This is a genomic window from Sphaerisporangium sp. TRM90804 (genome assembly GCF_029846175.1).
Classification (GTDB): Bacteria; Actinomycetota; Actinomycetes; order Streptosporangiales; family Streptosporangiaceae; genus Sphaerisporangium.
Genome location: NZ_JARWAC010000017.1, coordinates 233,751 through 250,485 on the forward strand (window position 1 = coordinate 233,751; position 16,735 = coordinate 250,485).

The following is a 16,735-nucleotide window of genomic DNA, read 5'->3' on the forward strand; positions in this document are numbered from 1 at the left end:
GTCGTGCGGCGGCCGGTTCTGACCGGCCCGTGTCGCACGCGGATGAAGTAGGGCCGGTGGTCTCGCGGCCCCCGAACTCCCGCGCGGCTGCGCATGGCGGTGCGGGGGTCGCGGTGGGGGTCCTGCCGGTCAGCGGCGCAGGGTGAGGCGGAAGGCGCAGCCGTCGCCGGTGGGGCCGGGAGAGGCGAGGGTGAGCGTGCCGCCGTGGGCGGCGGCGATCTGGGCGGCGATGGGCAGTCCTAGGCCGGTGCCGGGGGTGTCGGGGCGGCCGCGCCAGAAGCGCTGGAAGACGTGGTGCTGCTGGTCGGGCGGGATGCCGGGGCCGTGGTCGGTTACGGTGACGCTCGCCTCGGACGCGGTCGTCGCGACCGCCACCTCGACGACGGAGCCGGCCGGGGCGTACTTCACGGCGTTGTGCACCAGGTTGGCGACCGCGCGCCGCACGGTGGGCTCGTCGACCGGGCACGTGGCGGACCGGGGCCCGGTGAGCGACAGCTCGACGTCCCCGGCCGGCGGCCGGGCGTCGTGCAGGACGGCCCGGACGATGTCCATCAGGTCCGCCTGCCGGCGGTCGATCGTGCGGGCCCGCCCGCGGGCCTCGACGAGCAGGTCGTCGAGCGTCGTCTGGAGCCGGTCGGCCGCCCGGCGTGAGCGCTCCAGGCCCTGCCGGTAGACCTCGACGGTGGGGTCGGGGTGGGCGAGCAGGACCTCGGTGTTCGCCACCAGCACCGACAGCGGGGTGCGCAGTTCGTGGCTGGTCTCCTCGATGAGCCGCCGCTGGGTCTCGGCGGCGGCCTCCAGGCGGTCGAGCATCGCGTCGAAGCTCGCCGCGAGCGCCACCACCTCGGCCGGGCCGCGGTCGAGCCCGATGCGCAGGCCGAGGTCGGTGCCCTGGACGTCCTCGGCGACCCTGTGCACCCGGCCGATCGGGCGCACCGCCCGCCCGGCCCACCACCAGGCCAGACCGGCGGCGGCGGGGCCGAGCGCGAGGATCGTCCGGGTGGCCCACGCCGACCGGTGCGCGTGGGTGCTCCGTGTCTCCGGCATGCCGGCGACCGCGTGCGCGGTCGCCTCGGTGTCGGTGGCGAGGATCACGCCGAAGAGCAGCAGGGCCGGCACGTAGATCGCCAGAAACCCGAGCGCGGCCAGCCGCACGCGGAGCGACCGCCAGACGGCGTTAGCGGCGAGACCGCCGGCGGCCGGTGACGCGGCGGTCGCCGGGGCGTTCACTACGGGGGTATCGGCGGGCCGGGCCGGTGATCGCCGGGGGGCGTTCACTACGGGGCCGTCAGGCGGTAGCCGGCGTTGGTGATCGTGAGGATGAGCGGGGGGTCGCCGATCTTCCTGCGCAGCCGGCTGAGGATCACCCGGACCGAGGTCGTGAAGGGGTTGGCGTGCGCGTCCCACACGTGTTCGAGCAGGTCCTCGGCCGAGACCACCTGGCCGGGGTGGTGCATGAAGTGGCGCAGCATCGAGAACTCCCGTGCGGTGAGATCGAGCGGGACGCCGGACCGCCAGGCCCGGTGGGCGGCGAGGTCGAGCGTCAGCTCGCCGACGCGCAGGATCGAGCCGTGCTCGCCGTCGCGCCGGGCCAGGGCGCGGAGCCGGGCGACCAGCTCCGCGAAGTGGAAGGGCTTGACGAGGTAGTCGTCGGCCCCGGCGTCGAGCCCGGCCACCCGGTCGGCGACGGCGTCGCGGGCGGTCAGCACCAGCGACCGCCGGGGCCGGTGCAGGCCGGGGTCGCCGGCCAGGCCGCGGAGGAGGTCGAGCCCGTCGCCGTCGGGCAGGCCCAGGTCGAAGCAGGCGACGTCGTACCTGGTGGTGCGCAGGAGCTCCTCGGCGCCCGCTCGGGTTGCGGCGACGTCGACGGCGTAGGACTCGTTGCGCAGGCCGAGGGCGACGATTTCCGCCAGGTCGGCGTCGTCTTCGACCAGCAGGACGCGCACGGCGCGATCACCCGCCCGGCCGGCGGGCGCCGGTGTCCCCGGCCGGCCCGGAGACGGTGACGCGTCCCCGGCCGAACTCCAGGGTCACCTCGGGCCCGGTGCCGGCCGGGTCGTCCGGGCGGTAGCTCCCGCCGCCGGCCGGGACGAGCGTGAGCGCCGGGGGCCCGGCCGGGATCTGCGCGGCCTGGACGCCGCCCTCCTCGTTGACCGAGTACCACCCGGTGAGCGACCGCTTCGCGGACGTGACGGTGACGTAGGTGCGCGGTTCGCCGTCGACGGCGGTGGTCCCCCCGAGCGTGATCCCGGTGATCGGGCCGAGCGCGCCCTCGACGCCCGCGCGCTCCGCGCGTCCTTCCCGGGTCGTCCCGCCGAGCAGCGCCAGCACGCGTCGCTCGTGGTCGCGCAGGTCGCCCGCCGGGACGTCGCCGCGGGGCGGGAACAGCGCCGCGACGGCGTCGGCGCCGCGCGCGGAGATCGTGGTGCGCCCGTCGGTCGCGGTCACGTCGAACGAGCCTCCCGTGTCCAGTTCGTACCGGCCGACGATAGCGGCGTCGCCGGTCGGCTTGGTGTCCCCGGCCGGCGCGCCGGGCGGCGGCAACGGCTCGCCGGCCGCCATGGCCGGGCCCACCGCCCGCAGGAGCTCTCCTGCGGACACCTTGGGCCCGTTCGACGCGATCGCGATCACCTGCCCGCGCTCGGGAAGCCAGGCCACGACGGCGTTGTGGCCGACGTCGCCGCCGCCGCCCGAGCTGGTGAGCACCGGCGTGCCGTAGATCGGCTTGCCGTAGGCCACCCATCCCGGCGTCTCGGACATGTCGTCCCCGAGGTCGTGGCCGGGGGTGCCGATGGCCTTGGTCGATTCGGGCGACACCAGCCGGCCGGAGAACAGCGCGTACGTCCACGCCGCCAGGTCGCGGGCGGTCATGGCGAGGCCGCCGTTGCCGTCGAGCGCCCAGTGCGGGCCCGCGAAGTCGCCCGCCTGGCCGGTCGTGCCGTCCGCGAGGTAGCCGACGGCCCGGGGGCCCGGGGCGGCGGGCTCGCCGTTCCAGAAGCCGCCGGCGACGGCGCCGCCGGGAAGCCGCAGTGTCCTGGACGCCGTGTAGCGCCGGTAGCCGGTGCCCGACACCCGGTCGACGATGAGCGCCAGCAGCGTGTACCCGGCGTTCGAGTAGACGTACCCGGTGCCCGGGCGGAACGCCGGCTTCAGCCTGCCGATGGCCGCCACGGCGGAGTCGCGGTCGAGTGGCCGGTAGTCGGCGCCGTGCGACCCGTTCAGGCCGCTGGTGTGCAGCAGCAGCTGCCCGACCGTCACCTTCGCCGCCGGGCCTTTCAGGCCGGGCAGCAGCTCGCCCGCGCGGTCGTCCGTCGACAGCTTCCCGGCGTCGGCGAGCGCGAAGATCGACGCGGCGGTGAACGCCTTGGTCACCGACCCGATGCTGAACACCGTGGCGGGCGTCACCGGGACGCCGCGGGCTCGGTCGGCGGCTCCGTAGCCCGCCAGGCAGACGAACTCGCCCCGGGTCGAGATGGCGACGGAACCGCTGAAACCGGCCTTCTCCCATCCGCGGAGCGCTGCGTCGAGCCCGGGGTCGCACCGCGCGGCGGCCTTGGTGGCGGCCGGCCGGGCCTCCGGGTCGCCGGGGCCCGCGCTACACGCCGCCACCAGAGCGGCCGTGGCCAGCACCGCGAGAGATCTCTTCATGCGGCCGACGGTAGGGAAGAGGCTGCGAACCTGGTGTGAACGAGTCGGCGGCCCTCCTCCGCCTCCGGCTGAGGCGGGCCGCGAAGGGCTGGCCGAGCAGGATCCCGAGGAAGACCAGCACCAGCCCGAACACCTGGTGCGCGGCGAGCGTCTCGCCGGCGACCGCCAGGCCGAGCAGGACCCCGGTCATCGGATTGAGCAGCCCGATGAGCCCCACCGTTCCGGCGCTCAGGTGCCGCAGCCCGGTGAACCAGGCGGCGAAGGCGATGGCGGTCGCGACGACCGTGATGTAGGCGAAGGCGATCACCGCCTGCCCGTCCAGCGCGGGCGGTGATCCCTCGACCAGCAGCGCCACGGGCAGCAGGACGGCTCCTCCGGCGATGAGCTGCCATGAGGTCAGCGAGAAGACGTCGACGTCCGCGCTCCACTTCTTGGCCAGCACGAAGCCGAGCGACGACATCAGCATGGCCGTCGCGGAGGCGAGCACGCCGGAGAGCCGCACGGGGCTCGCGCCGTCCAGCAGCATGAGGCAGACGCCCGCGATTCCGATTCCGGCCCCGATCACGTGCATGGCCTGCGGGCGCTCGGAGACCGCCGCCCAGGCGAACAGCATCATGACGATGGGCGAGGTCGCCATGATCGTCGAGGCGATGCTGGTCGGGAGCGTCTGCGCGGCCAGATAGACCAGGGCGAAGAACGCGCCCATGTTCAGGGTGCCGAGGACCAGCGACTTCCACCACCACGACCCCCGGGGAAGCCTCCTGCGCGCCAGGAGGAGCAGCAGGCCGGCGGGCAGCGCCCGGATCACCGCCCCGTGCAGCGGGTAGTCGGCGGGCAGGTACCGATGGGTGATGAGATAGGTGGTGCCCCACGCCACGGGCGCGATCGCGGTGACGGGTACCCATCGGAATTTAGCTTCCACGGAAGCAACTATAGCTTCCGTGGAAGTTATAGTTGCGAGCGTGAGCGAGTACCTCGACCGAGTGGCCCAGGTGCAGCAGGCGTGGGCCCGTGAGCGACCCGACGTCGACGTGAGCCCCCTGGGGGTCATCGGGCGCCTCCACCGCGTCGCCGGCCACCTCACCGAGCAGCTCTGCGTCGTCTACCGGCGCTTCGGGCTCAGCGAGGGCGAGTTCGACGTCCTGGCCACCCTGCGGCGCGCCGGCGCGCCCTTCGAGCGCGCGCCGGGGGAGCTCGCCGCGTACACCATGGTCACCACGGGGGCGATGACCAAGCGCATCGACCGGCTCGAACGCGGCGGGCTGGTCACGCGCCGTCCCAGCGCGGTCGACGGCCGCGCGCGTGTCGTCGCGCTCACCGGCGCCGGCAGGGAGCTGATCGACCAGGTGTTCACCGAGCACATGCGCAACGAGCGCCGCCTCCTCGACCACCTGACGCCCGAAGAGGCCGCGCGGCTGGAAGCGCTCCTCACCACCTGGCTCGCGTGCTTCGAGGCGCCGCGCCAGATGGGGACCCCGGCGACCCGACCGCCCGGCAGGCGATGATCAGCCCAGGCCGGCCCCGGCGTCCGCGACGAGCCGGAACCGGCGGAGGGCTCACCCGCGCTCGGGCACGGCCATCTCGCCGAGCGCGGACCAGTCGTCCTGCGGAACCGTGGCGTTGACGATCCGAGGCGTCTCGGCGAGGTGCCGCGGAAGGGTCTCCCGCGCGGCGCGGAAGTGCTCCGACCCGACGTGAGCCGCCCCGGCGTCGCCGTCCCGGAACGCCTCCACCAGCACGTACTCCTCGGGATCGTCGACACTGCGCGACCAGTCGAACCACAGGCACCCCGGCTCGGCCCGGGTCGCCCGCGTGAACTCGGCGCTGATCTCCGGCCACCGGTCGGCGTACTCCGGCAGCACTCGGAACTTCGCGGTAATGAAGATCATCGAATCTCTTTCGGCTCAGGCGGGACACGCGCGAACCCTCCCTACGATGCCACCACCGTGATCGCCCGTCGTCCGCCACACCGGCGTCCGTGCGGTCCGCGCCGCCTCAGGCCAGGAGGTGGTCGAGGACGAGGGCGGCGCCGATGGCGATCATGGCGGCGCCGGAGAGGCGGCTGGTGAGGCGGGCGGCGGCCGGGCGGGCGTGCAGGACGGTGCGGGTGAGGGCGCCGACGCACAGGTAGAACAGGGCGCAGGTGGTCATGAAGGCCAGGCCCAGGACGGCGATCTGGGCGGCCACGGGCCAGGTTCCCCGCGGGTCGGTGAACTGGGGGAGCAGGGCCAGGAAGATCAGCAGGCCTTTGGGGTTGAGGCCGCTGACGCCGACGCCTTGCAGGAAGACGGTCCAGCCGGTGCCGGGCGGGGTGTCCGCCGCGCCGGCGGGCGTTGCGGGGTGGGCGAGGGTCGTGGCTCCGTGCCACATCAGATAGGCGCCCCCGGCGAGGGTCAGGGCGGTCAGGATCGCCGGCGAGCCGGCGACCAGGGCCCCGACGCCGGCCGCGACGACGAGCGTGACGGCGGCGTACCCGGCGACCAGGCCGGCCACCGCCGGGAGCACCGACCGCCGCAGCCCGGCGCTGATGGTGAACGCCCAGTCGGCGCCCGGGACGACGATCAGCAGCAGCGAGACCGCCCAGAAGGCGAATAGGGAACCTGCGGCCATCGATGAGATCTCCCCGTGGAGGAATCGGAGATGGACCCCGGCCCGGCCCCGCCGCTTCAATGGGAAGAATATCGCTGTACCGCCGAAAAGTGCTTCCAAGTTTCACCGGGTAGAGGCGTTTCTGTGGAAGAATCTTCTCCATGGACGGCATCGACCGTAAGATTCTTGCGCTGCTCCAACGGGACGGCCGTCTCACCATCACCGAGTTGGCGGCGCGGGTCGGGCTGAGCGTCTCGCCCTGCCACCGCCGACTGCGGGAACTGGAGCGCGGCGGCACGATCCGCGGCTATCGCGCCGTCGTGGACGCCGACGCGCTCGGCCTGCGGTTCCAGGCGCTGGTCTTCGTCACCATGCGGCAGGAGGACCGCGACACGCTGCTGGGCTTCGAGGAGGCGGTCGCGCGCGTTCCCGAGGTCGTGCAGGCCCAGCGGTTGTTCGGCGACCCCGACTACCTGCTGCGCATCGTCACCGCCGACCTGTCCGCCTACCAGCGCCTGGAGGACGACGTGCTGGCGGCGCTGCCCGGCGTCCAGCGGCTGAACTCGACGCTCATCATGAAGCACGTGGTGAACGACGGCCCCCTGCCCGTCTAGGGCGTGGCGGGCGCCGGTCGGGCCGCGCGCCGCGGACGCGTCCGGCGAGTACGCTGCCAACCGTCGCGCTGATCGGGAGTGGACGGCATGAGCAGGGTTCTCTACGTCATCGTGTGCGCCGCCGGGCCGGCGGCGAGGGTCGGCACGCTGGTCGCGCTGGCCCAGGACGCCGGATGGGTCGTGCAGATCGTCGCCACCCCGGCGGCGCTCGGGTTCGTCGACGTGGCCGCCCTGGAGGAGCAGACCGGCCGCCCGGTCCGCAGCCGGTACCGCACGCCGCAGGAGCCGAAGCCGCCCAGGGCGGACGCCGTCGTCGTGGCCCCCGCCACCTACAACACCGTCAACAAGTTCGCGCACGGCGCCGCCGACACCTACGCACTGGGCGTGCTCGCCGAGGCCCCCGGCCTCGGCATCCCCGTCGTCGTCCTGCCGTTCGTGAGCACCGCGCTCGCCGGGCGGGCGGTCTTCCGGCGCAGTGTGGAGGAGTTGCGCGCCGAGGGCGTGCACGTCCTCATCGGCCCCGGTGGGTTCGAACCGCACCCGCCCAGCGCCGGCGACGAGGCCGTCGAGGCCTACCCCTGGCCGCTCGCCCTGTCCGTCCTGCGGCCGCCGGTGGCGTAGTCGGGCGTAGGCGTCGAACAGAAACCCGGCCGGCGGGGCTTTCGAGAGCCCCACTCGAAGGAGCCGTCCTCGACGCCGAAACCCGCGCCGGCGAAATCACGCACGGCCACGGCCGGGGTCGCGGAGATGTGAAATTTTCAATGGATCCGGCGCCGCGTTCCGGCGGTCTTTGGGCTGGTCGTCAAACTAATTTGCCCATGAGCGCTGGTCATCGGCGCGTTGGCCCGGTCGAGGTGTTTGTGCGCTTGTGTGGGGTCGGATAGCTTCACCGCAAGCGGGAGCGCTCCCACTTCGGATCCCCCGACCGGAACACGGAGACCGCACGATGCCTCACCACCACGTCCGATCCCTTCGCTGGGCCCTTCGCACCCTGGCCACGCTGTGCGTCGCCGTGATCTGCGTCGTCCCGCTCACCGGCACCGCCTCCGCGCACGGGTCGGTCGTCGACCCCGCGTCGCGCAACTACGGCTGCTGGGCGCGCTGGGGCAACGACTTCCAGAACCCCTCCATGCAGCAGCAGGACCCCATGTGCTGGCAGGCGTGGCAGGACAACACGAACGCCATGTGGAACTGGAACGGGCTCTACCGGGAGAACGTCGGCGGCAACCACCAGGCGTTCATCCCCGACGGCCAGTTGTGCAGCGCCGGACGCACCGAGAGCGGGCGCTACCGGTCCATGGACACGCCGGGCGCGTGGAAGACGACGAGCCTCGCGAGCACCTTCAACATCCGGCTGAACGACCAGGCCTACCACGGCGCCGACTACATCAAGGTCTACATCAGCCGCCAGGGCTACAACGCGACCACCACCGCCCTGGGCTGGAACCACCTGGAGCTGGTGCGCGAGACCGGCAGGTACGCGCCCGCCAACAACTACATGATCAACGGTCTCTCCAAGGGGAGCCGCACCGGCCGCCACGTCGTCTACACGATCTGGAAGGCCTCGCACGCGGACCAGGTGTACTACTTCTGCAGCGACGTCGTCTTCAGCTGAGCATCCATCCGCCGGACGCCACCACGTCCGGCGGCGTGGACACCAAGAGGGGCGGAGACGACTCCGCCCCTCTTCGCCGTGCTCACGGCCGGATTCTGGTCACCGCTTGGCGACCGTGAAGCCTCCGGTCAGGTGCCCGAGGCCGACGGTGTACGTGCCCGCCTCGTTCCGGCGCACCTCGAAGGACAGGCGCGCCGTCCCGCCAGCGCGGACCCGCACGGTACGCCGGGTCTCGACCCCCCCGTCCACCCGCAGGACGGCGTCGTGCTCGCCGGCCTTCTCGCCCACGTTCTTCAGCCACGCGGTGATCCGGACGGGGCGGCCCGGGCGGGCCTTCGCCGGGGTCACTTCGAGGCCGGACAGGGCGAAGCGGGGCTCGGCGGTGGGGGCGCGGTCGTGCAGGAAGATGTCCGACCTGCGGTTGGTGTCGTCGAGCGCCAGGTTTGCCGAGGTGCTCTGGAAGGCGACGAAGCGGCCGTCGGCGCTGAGGGAGGGCAGCTCGGTCGAGCCGTCGCCCTCGGCGGACTCCGGGCCCGCCGAGACGCGGGTGGTGGTGCCGGTCTCCAGGTCGCGGACGAACGCGTCGGTCCGCCCGTTGGTGTCGGGGCCGGCGAGGTTGGTGGCGTAGCTGTAGAACGCCACCGTCCGCCCGTCGGCGCTGAGGGAGGGGGCGAAGGACATGTCGTTCGCCCGGCTTCCGTCCGCGGCCGCCGAGGCCAGCGTGCTAACGCCGGTCCGCCGGTCGTGGACGTAGATCTGGAAGCCGGTGACGCCACTGGTGGTGAAGGCCACCGTCTGCCCGTCGGCGCTGATCACCGGCCCACTCGCCTCGGTGTCGGCCGGCGCCGGGATCAGCTCGGTGCTCCCGGTCTGTCGGTCGCGCACGAAGACGTCGACGTGCCCGTTGGCGTCTGCCGCCACGAGGTTGGGGGCGTCGCTCTGGAAGGCGACGTAACGGCCGTCGGCGCTGATCGACTGCTCGCGCGAGTTGCCTTCGCCCTGCGCGCCGTCCGCCCCGACCGAGACGCGCTCGGTCCGCCCTGTGCCGCGGTCGCGGACGAAGACGTCGGTGCGGCCGTTGGTGTCCCCGGGCACCAGGTTGGCGGCGTCGCTGTTGAAGACGGCGAGGCCGCCGTCGGCGCTGAAAGAGGGTTGTGAGGTGAGGCCGTCCGCCTGGGTGCCGTCGGAGGCCACCGAGAGCCGCTCGGTCTTCCCGGTCTGGCGGTCGTGCGCGAAGGCGTCGGTCTGGGCGTTGGTGTCGCCGGGCACCAGGTTGGTGGCCCCGCTGCTGAAGCCGACGTGGCGCCCGTCGGCGCTGAGGGTCGGCGTCAGCGAGAAGCTGTCGGCCTGGGCGCCGTCGGAGCTCACCGAGACGCGCTCGGTCGAGCGGGTGTTCAGGTCGGTCACGAAGATGTCGAGCTCGCCGTTGGTGTCGTCGTCGACGAAGTCGGACGCCATGCTGGCGAACGTCACGACGCCGGCGTCGCCGCTGAGCCTGGGCCACCAGGCGTCGCCGGTGGCCTGCCTGCCGGCGGACGTCAGCGAGACGCGCTGGGTGGCCGGCGGCCGGGGCAGGGTGAGGTCGCCCTGACCGTGCCACTTCGTCGCGCGCACGCTGACCTGCTTGGGGGCCGACCTCGACACGCCGGGGGCGTTCGCGGCGATGCGGTGGTCGCCCTCGGGCACGTCGCGGATGGTGTACCGGCCGTCGAGGCCGGTCGTCGCCGTCAGGCGGTCGGGGACGTCGAGCACCGTGACCGTCGCGCCCGGCACCGTCGAGCCGGTCGGGCCGTAGACCACCCGCCCGGAGATCGTGCCCCACCGGGTCCGCTCCATCGGGACGCGGACGTCGGAGAAGCGGTCGGCCACGACGCGCATGCGGACCGGCTGCTGCCGGTAGCCGAACCGGGACAGCGTCAGGTCGTGGGCGCCGGGGGCGAGCCGCATCTCGAAGCGGCCCTGCCCGTCGGTCCGCACGGTGCGTCCGCCGGTGCGGACGACCGTCACCCCGGCGAGCGGCTCGCGGGTCCGGGCGTCGGTGACGGTGCCCCGGACGCCACTGGCGAGGGCCGCCTCGGCCACGGCGGCGTACGCGTCGATCCGTCCCGCGCCGAAGCGCGTGTTCGGGCGCTGCCCGTAGCGGTCGTCGGAGAAGGACGTGCCGGCCAGGATGTCCAGCGTCTCGTCGACGCCGAGACCGGGGCGGGCCTGCAGCATCAGCGCGACCGTGCCGGAGACGTGCGGGGTGGCCATCGAGGTGCCGCTCAGCGCGCCGTACTCGCCGCCGGGCAGGGCCGAGACCACGTCCACGCCGGGCGCCGAGACGTCGGGGACAACGTAGGAGTCGGGCCAGTCGCCGGGCGCGTCGACCCAGTCGGCCCGCTTGACCACGCCGCCGCAGGAGAAGTCCGGCACGTCGTCGTCGAGGTCGGTGGCGCCGACGGCCACGGCCTCGTAGACGTTCCCGGGGCTGCCCGAGCCGCCTTCGAGGCACTCGTTGCCGATGGCGAACGACGGGAAGGAGCCGGCCAGGTAGATGTTCCTGGCCGGTTCGATCATCTCGTCGGAGTAGCCCTCCGAGCCCAGCGACATGCTGACGACGTCGGCGGGCCGCCCGGCCGGGGCGCCGTCGGCGGCGTACGGCGCGATCGCCCACTGCATGCCGGCGACCACCTGGGCGAACGTCCCGTCGCCGCCCGGGATGACCAGGCCGGCCATCAGGTCGACGCCGGGCGCGACGCCGATGCGCGTGCCGGACGCGTCCCCGCCGGCGATCGTGCCGGCCACGTGCGTGCCGTGGTAGCTGCTGTCGTGCGGCACGGAGGCCACCGGCCTGCCGTCCGCGCCGAACTCGATCCAGCCGCCGGGGTGGGCCGGGTCCGACGCGTCGTCGGTGGCCAGCTTCCCGGCGAGGTCGGGGTGGGCGATGTCGACGCCGGTGTCGAGAACCGCCACGCGCACGCCGTCACCGGTCAGCCCGCGCTCGCTGAGCACCCGGTCGGCGCCGATCTTCGCGACGCCCCACGCCGAATCGCCGGCCGTCGCGGCCGGGCCCGGCTTCGCGGGCGGCGCGGGCGGGGCCGTGAGCGTGAAGTTGGGGATGACCCGGTCGACCAGGGCGAGCGCCGCCAGCGCCTCAAGGGTGGCGGGCTTGGCCCGGACCAGGACCATGTTCTTGATCCAGAAGGTGTTGAGCACCTGGTCGCCGTGCGACTCGACCAGTTCGACGACGGGGGCCTGCGCTGTCCTGGCGCCCTCGGCCAGGGCCGTCCTCACCTCGCCGGAGCGGGCCGCCGGAGAGCTGAGGCCGGGGCCGAGCACGACGACGGCCTCGAACCGCGCGTCGGCGCCCGCTCGCGCGTTCTTCAGACGGTCGGCCAGCTCCGGGGCGATCTTGCCGGGCGGGGCCGGTTCCGCGGCCGGGCGCTCCGCCGTCGCGGGGCTCGCCTGCAGCATCACGGTCAGCATTCCGAAGGCGGCCAGCGTTGCGATCAACCGGCGTTGCCCGCGTGGGCGCGGGGCGGACGTCGACATGGGAGGGGCTCCTTCGATCAGGCTGTTGTGCTCTTGAACGCTGGCATCAGCCGTCGTCGGCTGACAAGCTGAGCCGACGGCGAGTTCATGTCAGGTGACGTGAATACGACAGCCGGAAAGCATCGTCCGGTCACGGACGGTCACCGTGCCCGCGAGGAGGACAGGCTTGCTTGAGGCGATCGGGCTGAGCCAGCAGGACGAGGCGGTGTACGACGCCCTGGTGCGCAGGACGCAGGCGACGCTCACCGAGCTCGTCCACGACTGCCACCTCCCGGCGTCGGCCGCGCGAAGGACGTTGCGCTCGCTGGTCGAACTGGGCCTGGCCACCCGCTCGACCGGGCGCCCCGTCCGCTACGTCGCCGTGGCGCCGGACAGCGGGCTGGAGGCCGTCCTGCGCGAACGCGAGGCCGGGCTGCGCGACGTGCGCCTGCACGTGCGCACGCTGATGAAGATGTACCGCGCCGGCACCCGGTTCGCCCATCCGGGCGAGCTGATCGAGGTGGTCTCCGGGCGCGACGAGGTGAACCACCGCTGGGTGCAGATGCAGCAGAACACCCACGCCCAGATGCGCGGGTTCGACCTGCCGCCCTACGCCGCCCGGCAGGGGCACACCGAGTCCAACCACGTCGAGCTGGCGCTGTTGAAGCGGGGCGTGAAGTATCGGGTGATCTACGACAGGACCGCGCTGGAGCTTCCCGGCTGGCTGGACGACGTCACGGTCGGCATGCGGCAGGGGGAGCAGGCGAGGATCGCCCCCGACCTGCCGATGAAGCTGGCGATCTCCGACGATCGGCTGGCCATCATCCCGTTGCTGCGGCCCGGCGACGACGTCGTCACGGCGTCCTACCTGATCCACCCCTCGCCGCTGCTGGACGCGCTGGTCGCCCTGTTCGAAGCGGTCTGGGCGCGCAGCGTCCCGGTCCAGCTCACCTCGCCCGACGCGGAGGCGCTCTCGGAGGAGGAGACGAGGCTGCTGACGCTGCTGGCGGCGGGCGCCACCGACAAGGCGGCCGGCCGCGCACTCGGCTGGAGCGAGCGCACCGTTCAGCGCCACGTCACCAAGCTCATGCGGCGCGTCGGGGCGCGCACCCGGTTTCAGATCGCGATGGAGGCGACCCGGCGCGGCTGGATCTGACCGGGGCCGCCGCTACGGCCGGGGCGCCGGGCCGAGCAGCCGCTCCAAGACGCGGGTCTCGCCGGGCCACGCCTCCAGCAGCACGGCGCGCGGCACCCGCCGGGCGGCGTAGCGCAGGGCCAGCGCGACGACGACGACGTCGTCGAGCGGGCCGATCACCGGCATGAACTCCGGGATCAGGTCGACGGGGCTGAGCACCCACAGCCCGGCGAGCACGATGGCGATCTTCGCCGCCCGCGGCACCCGGTCGTCCCCGCGCAGCCGGCGCACGGTGGTCACGCAGTCGGGGATGAACGCCGCCAGATCGCGCAGGACGCCGGGCGGCAGGCGGCGGGCGAGCAGCACGAGCACGGCCCAGCTCGCCAGGACGCAGACGGCGGCCACGCCCGCCGCGATGAGCCAGTCACGCATACAGCGGATCCGTCCTGACGGCATGTCCTTCCACCGCGAAGCGTAGAGCGCCCGCGTGCTCCGGCGAGCTGTTCGGCGGATAAAACCCGCATAAAGGCTGTCCGATATAGCCAGTTAGGGTGATTTTCCAGCGTAGATCGTTACCCAGAAGGGACCGCCGTGAGGACGACGATCCTGATCACCTCTCCCGACACGTTCCAGGCGCCGGGACTCGAACTCTTCGATGTCGCGCCGATCTTTCCCGGTGGGCCCCAATGGCTCACCAAACCCGTGCTGATCGCCCTGCTCGGCTCGGTCATCGTCATCGGCCTGGTGTGGGCCGCGTTCGCCAGGCCGAAGCTCGTGCCACGCGGGTGGCAGGGCGTCGGCGAACTCGCCTACGTCTTCGTCCGCGAGCAGGTCGCCAGGCCGACGCTCGGCAAGGACGCCGACCGGTGGATGGGATTCCTCTTCAGCGTCTTCCTGATCGTGCTGGTCTGGAACCTGATGGGCGTCATCCCGGTCATCCAGTTCCCCGTCGCCGCGCGCATCTCCTTTCCGCTCGTGCTGGCGATCAGCGTGTACGTCCTGAAGCTGTATCTGGGGGTCAGGCACCACGGTGTGGTCGGCTACCTGAAGGGCATCGTGCACCTGCCCGGGCTGCCGGGCTGGGCCTACGCGCTCTACGCCCCGCTGATCCTCGCCGAGGTCTTCATCAACTCGCTGTTCACGCACTTCGTCCGGCTGTTCGCGAACATGTTCGCCGGCCACCTCATCCTGGCCTTCTTCAGCTCGGTCGGCTTCTGGTTCGTGTTCGAGAGACTCAGCCCGCTCGGCCTGGGCGTCGGCGTCGTCGGCGTGCTGATGACGATCCTGATGACCGCGTTCGAGATGTTCATCCAGTTCCTGCAGGCGTTCCTGTTCGCCATGCTCGCCGCGATGTTTATCGCCAGCGGGCTGGAGGGCTCGCACTAGCGCCGCGTCCGCGCTTCGGCCGGGGGTTCCCGTACCCCGTCGTCACGGGGTACGGGAGGCCTCGGCCGGGGCGCGAGGGGTCAGCCCGACCGCTCGGCCTCGCTCAACTCGACGCAGAACTCGTTGCCCTCGATGTCGGCGAGCGTCACCCATCCCCGGCCGTCGGGGCGCCGGTGGTCGGCCACGAGCGTGGCGCCCAGCGCGAGAAGCCGCTTGACCTCCTCGTCCCTGGTGCGGTCGCGGGGCTGCAGGTCGAGGTGGACGCGGTTCTTGACCGTCTTGGGCTCCGGGACGGTGACGAACAGCAGCTTGACGCTCGACGTCTCGACCAGCGCCTCGGGGTCGCCCGGGTTGTCGTCGTCGGCGAGGGAGGCGTCCAGCACGCCGGCCCAGAAGGTGGCGAGCCGATACGCGTCCGCGCAGTCGACCGTTACATGTCGTACGAGAGATGCCATGGCCGTCATTATGGAGGCTCGGCCGCTCCGGTCCGCCGGACGATGCGCGCCGGGCGCCGTCGCGGGCCAGGTGGGGGAGCGGGCCGCGTCCACCGGCGCACCGGTGACGCGGCGCCGGCGCTGGAAACTTTCGGACCGCCCGGCGCTTTCAGGGCGTCGCGAGCGCGGCGCCGCGTGCCTCTGACAAGGCCCGTAAGGTGAGTCCCTCGCGCCGCTCCGGGGGCGTCCGCGGCACGTTCACCCATTCTGACCTGCGATTACATAGCGCCATTCGGGTGCGGGGCGCTTTCCGTGGCACGACGGGATGAAAGTTTCAACTTTCTTGCGTAAGGTTTCGCCACCGAATCGTGTCAGGTAACATCGCCGCAACATGGGAGCGCTCCCAATTGTCGGAAACCCCCCTCAGCCCTCAAGACGGAGATCGCAGATGCAGCTCATCGATCGCGCCAAGACCCCCCATGGGGTGGTACGCACACTGCTCGTCATGATGTCCGCGGCCGTGCTCGTCATGGTCCCCTGGGTCGACGTCGCCTCCGCCCACGGGTCGATCATCGACCCGGCGTCGCGCGTCTACGGCTGCCACCAGCGGTGGGGCAACGACCACCTGAACCCGGCCATGGAGCAGCAGGACCCGATGTGCTGGCAGGCGTGGCGCGCCAACGCCAACGCCATGTGGAACTGGAACGGCCTCTACCGCAACGGCGTCGGCGGCAACCACCAGGGCCAGGTGCCCAACGGGCAGCTGTGCAGCGGCGGGCGCGCAGAAGGCGGCCGTTACAACGCCATGGACGCCGTGGGCGCGTGGAAGACGACCAACATCAGCAGCAACTTCACGCTGCGGCTGTACGACCAGGCGAGCCACGGAGCCGACTACTTCCGCGTCTACGTCACCCGCCAGGGCTTCAACGCACTCACCCAGCCGCTCACCTGGAGCAACCTGGAGCTCGTCCAGACCACCGGCCGCTACGCCCCGGCCCAGAACATCTCGATCAACGCCAGCGCCCCCGGGCGCAGCGGCCGCCACATCGTGTACACCATCTGGCAGGCCTCGCACATGGACCAGGCGTACTACATCTGCAGTGACGTGAACTTCACCTGATCCCGATCTCGCACGACCCCCGCCGGCGGCGCCACAACGGCGCCGCCGGCTTCGCGTCGTCACCTCGGTGAGGCCGCCTCGGGGCGCTCGTAGTGAAGAAGGACGACGCCGTTTCCGAAGGTGCGGGTCTCGGCGAGCCGGAACCGGACCTCCGACTCCGAGGCCGGGAACAGGCGCCTGCCCCCGCCGACGACCACCGGGTGGACGTAGAGGTAGTAGTCGTCGACGAGGTCGTGGCGCATGAACGTCGCGGCGAGATCGGCGCCACCGAGCGCCAGGTCACCGCCGGGCCGTGCCTTGAGCTCCAGGATCTCCTCGACGACGACCTCCCGTCTGATCGTGGTGTTCCAGTCGGCGTGCTCCAGCGTGCGGGAGAACACGATCTTCGGCATGTCGCGCCAGATGCGGGCGAACTCCGCCACCGGGCCGGCGTTGGCGGGGTCTTCGTCGGCGGTCGGCCAGTACTCGGCCATGAGCTCGTGGCTGACGCGCCCGTCCAGGAACGCGCCCATCGCCTTCAGCCGCTCGTTGAAGTGGCTGTGCAGCTCCTCGTCGACCAGGTGCCAGTCGATGCGGCGGTCGGGCCCCTCGAAGAAGCCGTCGAGGGACACCGACATCATCAACACGACTTTTCTCATCGAGGTCTTCACCCGCCATCCACGTCGAGGTTTCGCGGAAGCC

The 16,735-nt window shown here is 72.4% G+C and carries 16 protein-coding genes and 1 pseudogene; 7 read left to right on the forward strand and 10 right to left on the reverse strand.

Annotated elements, in window-relative coordinates:
• Window positions 1–129 precede the first annotated feature (129 nt).
• Genes PYR91_RS23005 through PYR91_RS23020 form a run of 4 tightly spaced genes read right to left on the reverse strand, consistent with a single transcriptional unit; the run spans window position 130 to window position 4,570 of the window.
• Entirely contained in the window at window positions 130–1,230 is a 1,101-nt protein-coding gene (locus PYR91_RS23005; protein WP_279782652.1) for a HAMP domain-containing sensor histidine kinase, read from the reverse strand.
• Between the two features lie 47 nt (window positions 1,231–1,277).
• Window positions 1,278–1,946 carry a response regulator transcription factor gene (locus PYR91_RS23010; RefSeq protein ID WP_279782654.1) on the reverse strand — a complete coding sequence of 223 codons (669 nt, stop codon included), beginning with the start codon at window positions 1,944–1,946 and terminating at the stop codon, window positions 1,278–1,280.
• A gap of 7 nt (window positions 1,947–1,953) precedes the next feature.
• Window positions 1,954–3,648 carry a serine hydrolase gene (locus tag PYR91_RS23015; protein ID WP_279782656.1) on the reverse strand — a complete coding sequence of 565 codons (1,695 nt, stop codon included), beginning with the start codon at window positions 3,646–3,648 and terminating at the stop codon, window positions 1,954–1,956.
• Window positions 3,596–4,570, reverse strand: a complete 975-nt coding sequence (locus tag PYR91_RS23020; protein WP_279782658.1) for an EamA family transporter — start codon at window positions 4,568–4,570, stop codon at window positions 3,596–3,598. The genes PYR91_RS23015 and PYR91_RS23020 overlap by 53 nt, the downstream gene beginning before the upstream one ends.
• 40 nt (window positions 4,571–4,610) lie before the next feature.
• Between PYR91_RS23020 and PYR91_RS23025 the strand changes: the two genes are divergently transcribed.
• Window positions 4,611–5,153 (forward strand): MarR family transcriptional regulator, encoded by a 543-nt coding sequence (locus PYR91_RS23025; protein ID WP_279782660.1) that lies wholly within the window; start codon window positions 4,611–4,613, stop codon window positions 5,151–5,153.
• A 51-nt stretch (window positions 5,154–5,204) separates the two neighbouring features.
• On the opposite strand, the gene PYR91_RS23030 is transcribed toward PYR91_RS23025, so the two are convergent.
• Together PYR91_RS23030 and PYR91_RS23035 are read right to left on the reverse strand one after the other, a co-directional pair.
• Window positions 5,205–5,537, reverse strand: a complete 333-nt coding sequence (locus PYR91_RS23030; protein WP_279782662.1) for a putative quinol monooxygenase — start codon at window positions 5,535–5,537, stop codon at window positions 5,205–5,207.
• Between the two features lie 106 nt (window positions 5,538–5,643).
• Window positions 5,644–6,258 carry a LysE family translocator gene (locus PYR91_RS23035; RefSeq protein ID WP_279782664.1) on the reverse strand — a complete coding sequence of 205 codons (615 nt, stop codon included), beginning with the start codon at window positions 6,256–6,258 and terminating at the stop codon, window positions 5,644–5,646.
• 140 nt (window positions 6,259–6,398) lie between these two features.
• Between PYR91_RS23035 and PYR91_RS23040 the strand changes: the two genes are divergently transcribed.
• The 3 genes from PYR91_RS23040 to PYR91_RS23050 all read left to right on the forward strand — a co-directional run bounded on the left by PYR91_RS23040 (window position 6,399) and on the right by PYR91_RS23050 (window position 8,466).
• On the forward strand, window positions 6,399–6,851 hold the full coding sequence (locus PYR91_RS23040) for an Lrp/AsnC family transcriptional regulator (protein ID WP_279782666.1): 453 nt from the start codon (window positions 6,399–6,401) through the stop codon (window positions 6,849–6,851).
• Between the two features lie 87 nt (window positions 6,852–6,938).
• Window positions 6,939–7,472 carry a flavoprotein gene (locus PYR91_RS23045; protein WP_279782668.1) on the forward strand — a complete coding sequence of 178 codons (534 nt, stop codon included), beginning with the start codon at window positions 6,939–6,941 and terminating at the stop codon, window positions 7,470–7,472.
• Between the two features lie 325 nt (window positions 7,473–7,797).
• Entirely contained in the window at window positions 7,798–8,466 is a 669-nt protein-coding gene (locus tag PYR91_RS23050; RefSeq protein ID WP_279782670.1) for a lytic polysaccharide monooxygenase, read from the forward strand.
• Window positions 8,467–8,565: 99 nt separating this feature from the next.
• Here PYR91_RS23050 and PYR91_RS23055 read toward each other — a convergent pair whose 3' ends face one another.
• The gene (locus tag PYR91_RS23055; protein WP_279782672.1) at window positions 8,566–12,000 is read right to left on the reverse strand and encodes a S8 family serine peptidase; all 3,435 of its coding nucleotides are present in this window, start codon (window positions 11,998–12,000) and stop codon (window positions 8,566–8,568) included.
• 166 nt (window positions 12,001–12,166) lie between these two features.
• Here PYR91_RS23055 and PYR91_RS23060 point away from each other — a divergent pair, with 166 nt between their 5' ends.
• A complete protein-coding gene (locus tag PYR91_RS23060; protein WP_279782674.1) occupies window positions 12,167–13,135 on the forward strand; it encodes a helix-turn-helix domain-containing protein in 969 nt (322 codons plus the stop codon).
• Window positions 13,136–13,249: 114 nt separating this feature from the next.
• Here the strand turns inward: PYR91_RS23060 and PYR91_RS23065 are convergent.
• Window positions 13,250–13,366, reverse strand: a pseudogene (locus PYR91_RS23065) (DUF1232 domain-containing protein); the annotation flags it as partial.
• Window positions 13,367–13,705: 339 nt separating this feature from the next.
• Between PYR91_RS23065 and PYR91_RS23070 the strand changes: the two are divergent.
• Window positions 13,706–14,500, forward strand: coding sequence for a F0F1 ATP synthase subunit A (locus PYR91_RS23070; protein WP_279782676.1), 795 nt, complete (start codon window positions 13,706–13,708; stop codon window positions 14,498–14,500).
• Between the two features lie 80 nt (window positions 14,501–14,580).
• Here PYR91_RS23070 and PYR91_RS23075 read toward each other — a convergent pair whose 3' ends face one another.
• A complete protein-coding gene (locus PYR91_RS23075; RefSeq protein WP_279782677.1) occupies window positions 14,581–14,955 on the reverse strand; it encodes a VOC family protein in 375 nt (124 codons plus the stop codon).
• 427 nt (window positions 14,956–15,382) lie between these two features.
• Between PYR91_RS23075 and PYR91_RS23080 the strand changes: the two genes are divergently transcribed.
• Entirely contained in the window at window positions 15,383–16,054 is a 672-nt protein-coding gene (locus PYR91_RS23080) for a lytic polysaccharide monooxygenase (protein WP_279782679.1), read from the forward strand.
• 59 nt (window positions 16,055–16,113) lie between these two features.
• Here PYR91_RS23080 and PYR91_RS23085 read toward each other — a convergent pair whose 3' ends face one another.
• A complete protein-coding gene (locus PYR91_RS23085; protein WP_279782681.1) occupies window positions 16,114–16,692 on the reverse strand; it encodes a dihydrofolate reductase family protein in 579 nt (192 codons plus the stop codon).
• Window positions 16,693–16,735: the final 43 nt, after the last annotated feature.

Coding starts and splice junctions, on each gene's coding strand:
- PYR91_RS23040 (WP_279782666.1), top strand. CDS start 6,399: ATGGACGGCATCGACCGTAAGATTCTTGCGCTGCTCCAACGGGACGGC.
- PYR91_RS23080 (WP_279782679.1), top strand. CDS start 15,383: ATGCAGCTCATCGATCGCGCCAAGACCCCCCATGGGGTGGTACGCACA.
- PYR91_RS23075 (WP_279782677.1), bottom strand. CDS start 14,955: ATGGCATCTCTCGTACGACATGTAACGGTCGACTGCGCGGACGCGTAT.
- PYR91_RS23030 (WP_279782662.1), bottom strand. CDS start 5,537: ATGATCTTCATTACCGCGAAGTTCCGAGTGCTGCCGGAGTACGCCGAC.
- PYR91_RS23050 (WP_279782670.1), top strand. CDS start 7,798: ATGCCTCACCACCACGTCCGATCCCTTCGCTGGGCCCTTCGCACCCTG.
- PYR91_RS23045 (WP_279782668.1), top strand. CDS start 6,939: ATGAGCAGGGTTCTCTACGTCATCGTGTGCGCCGCCGGGCCGGCGGCG.
- PYR91_RS23055 (WP_279782672.1), bottom strand. CDS start 12,000: ATGTCGACGTCCGCCCCGCGCCCACGCGGGCAACGCCGGTTGATCGCA.
- PYR91_RS23035 (WP_279782664.1), bottom strand. CDS start 6,258: ATGGCCGCAGGTTCCCTATTCGCCTTCTGGGCGGTCTCGCTGCTGCTG.
- PYR91_RS23015 (WP_279782656.1), bottom strand. CDS start 3,648: ATGAAGAGATCTCTCGCGGTGCTGGCCACGGCCGCTCTGGTGGCGGCG.
- PYR91_RS23085 (WP_279782681.1), bottom strand. CDS start 16,692: ATGAGAAAAGTCGTGTTGATGATGTCGGTGTCCCTCGACGGCTTCTTC.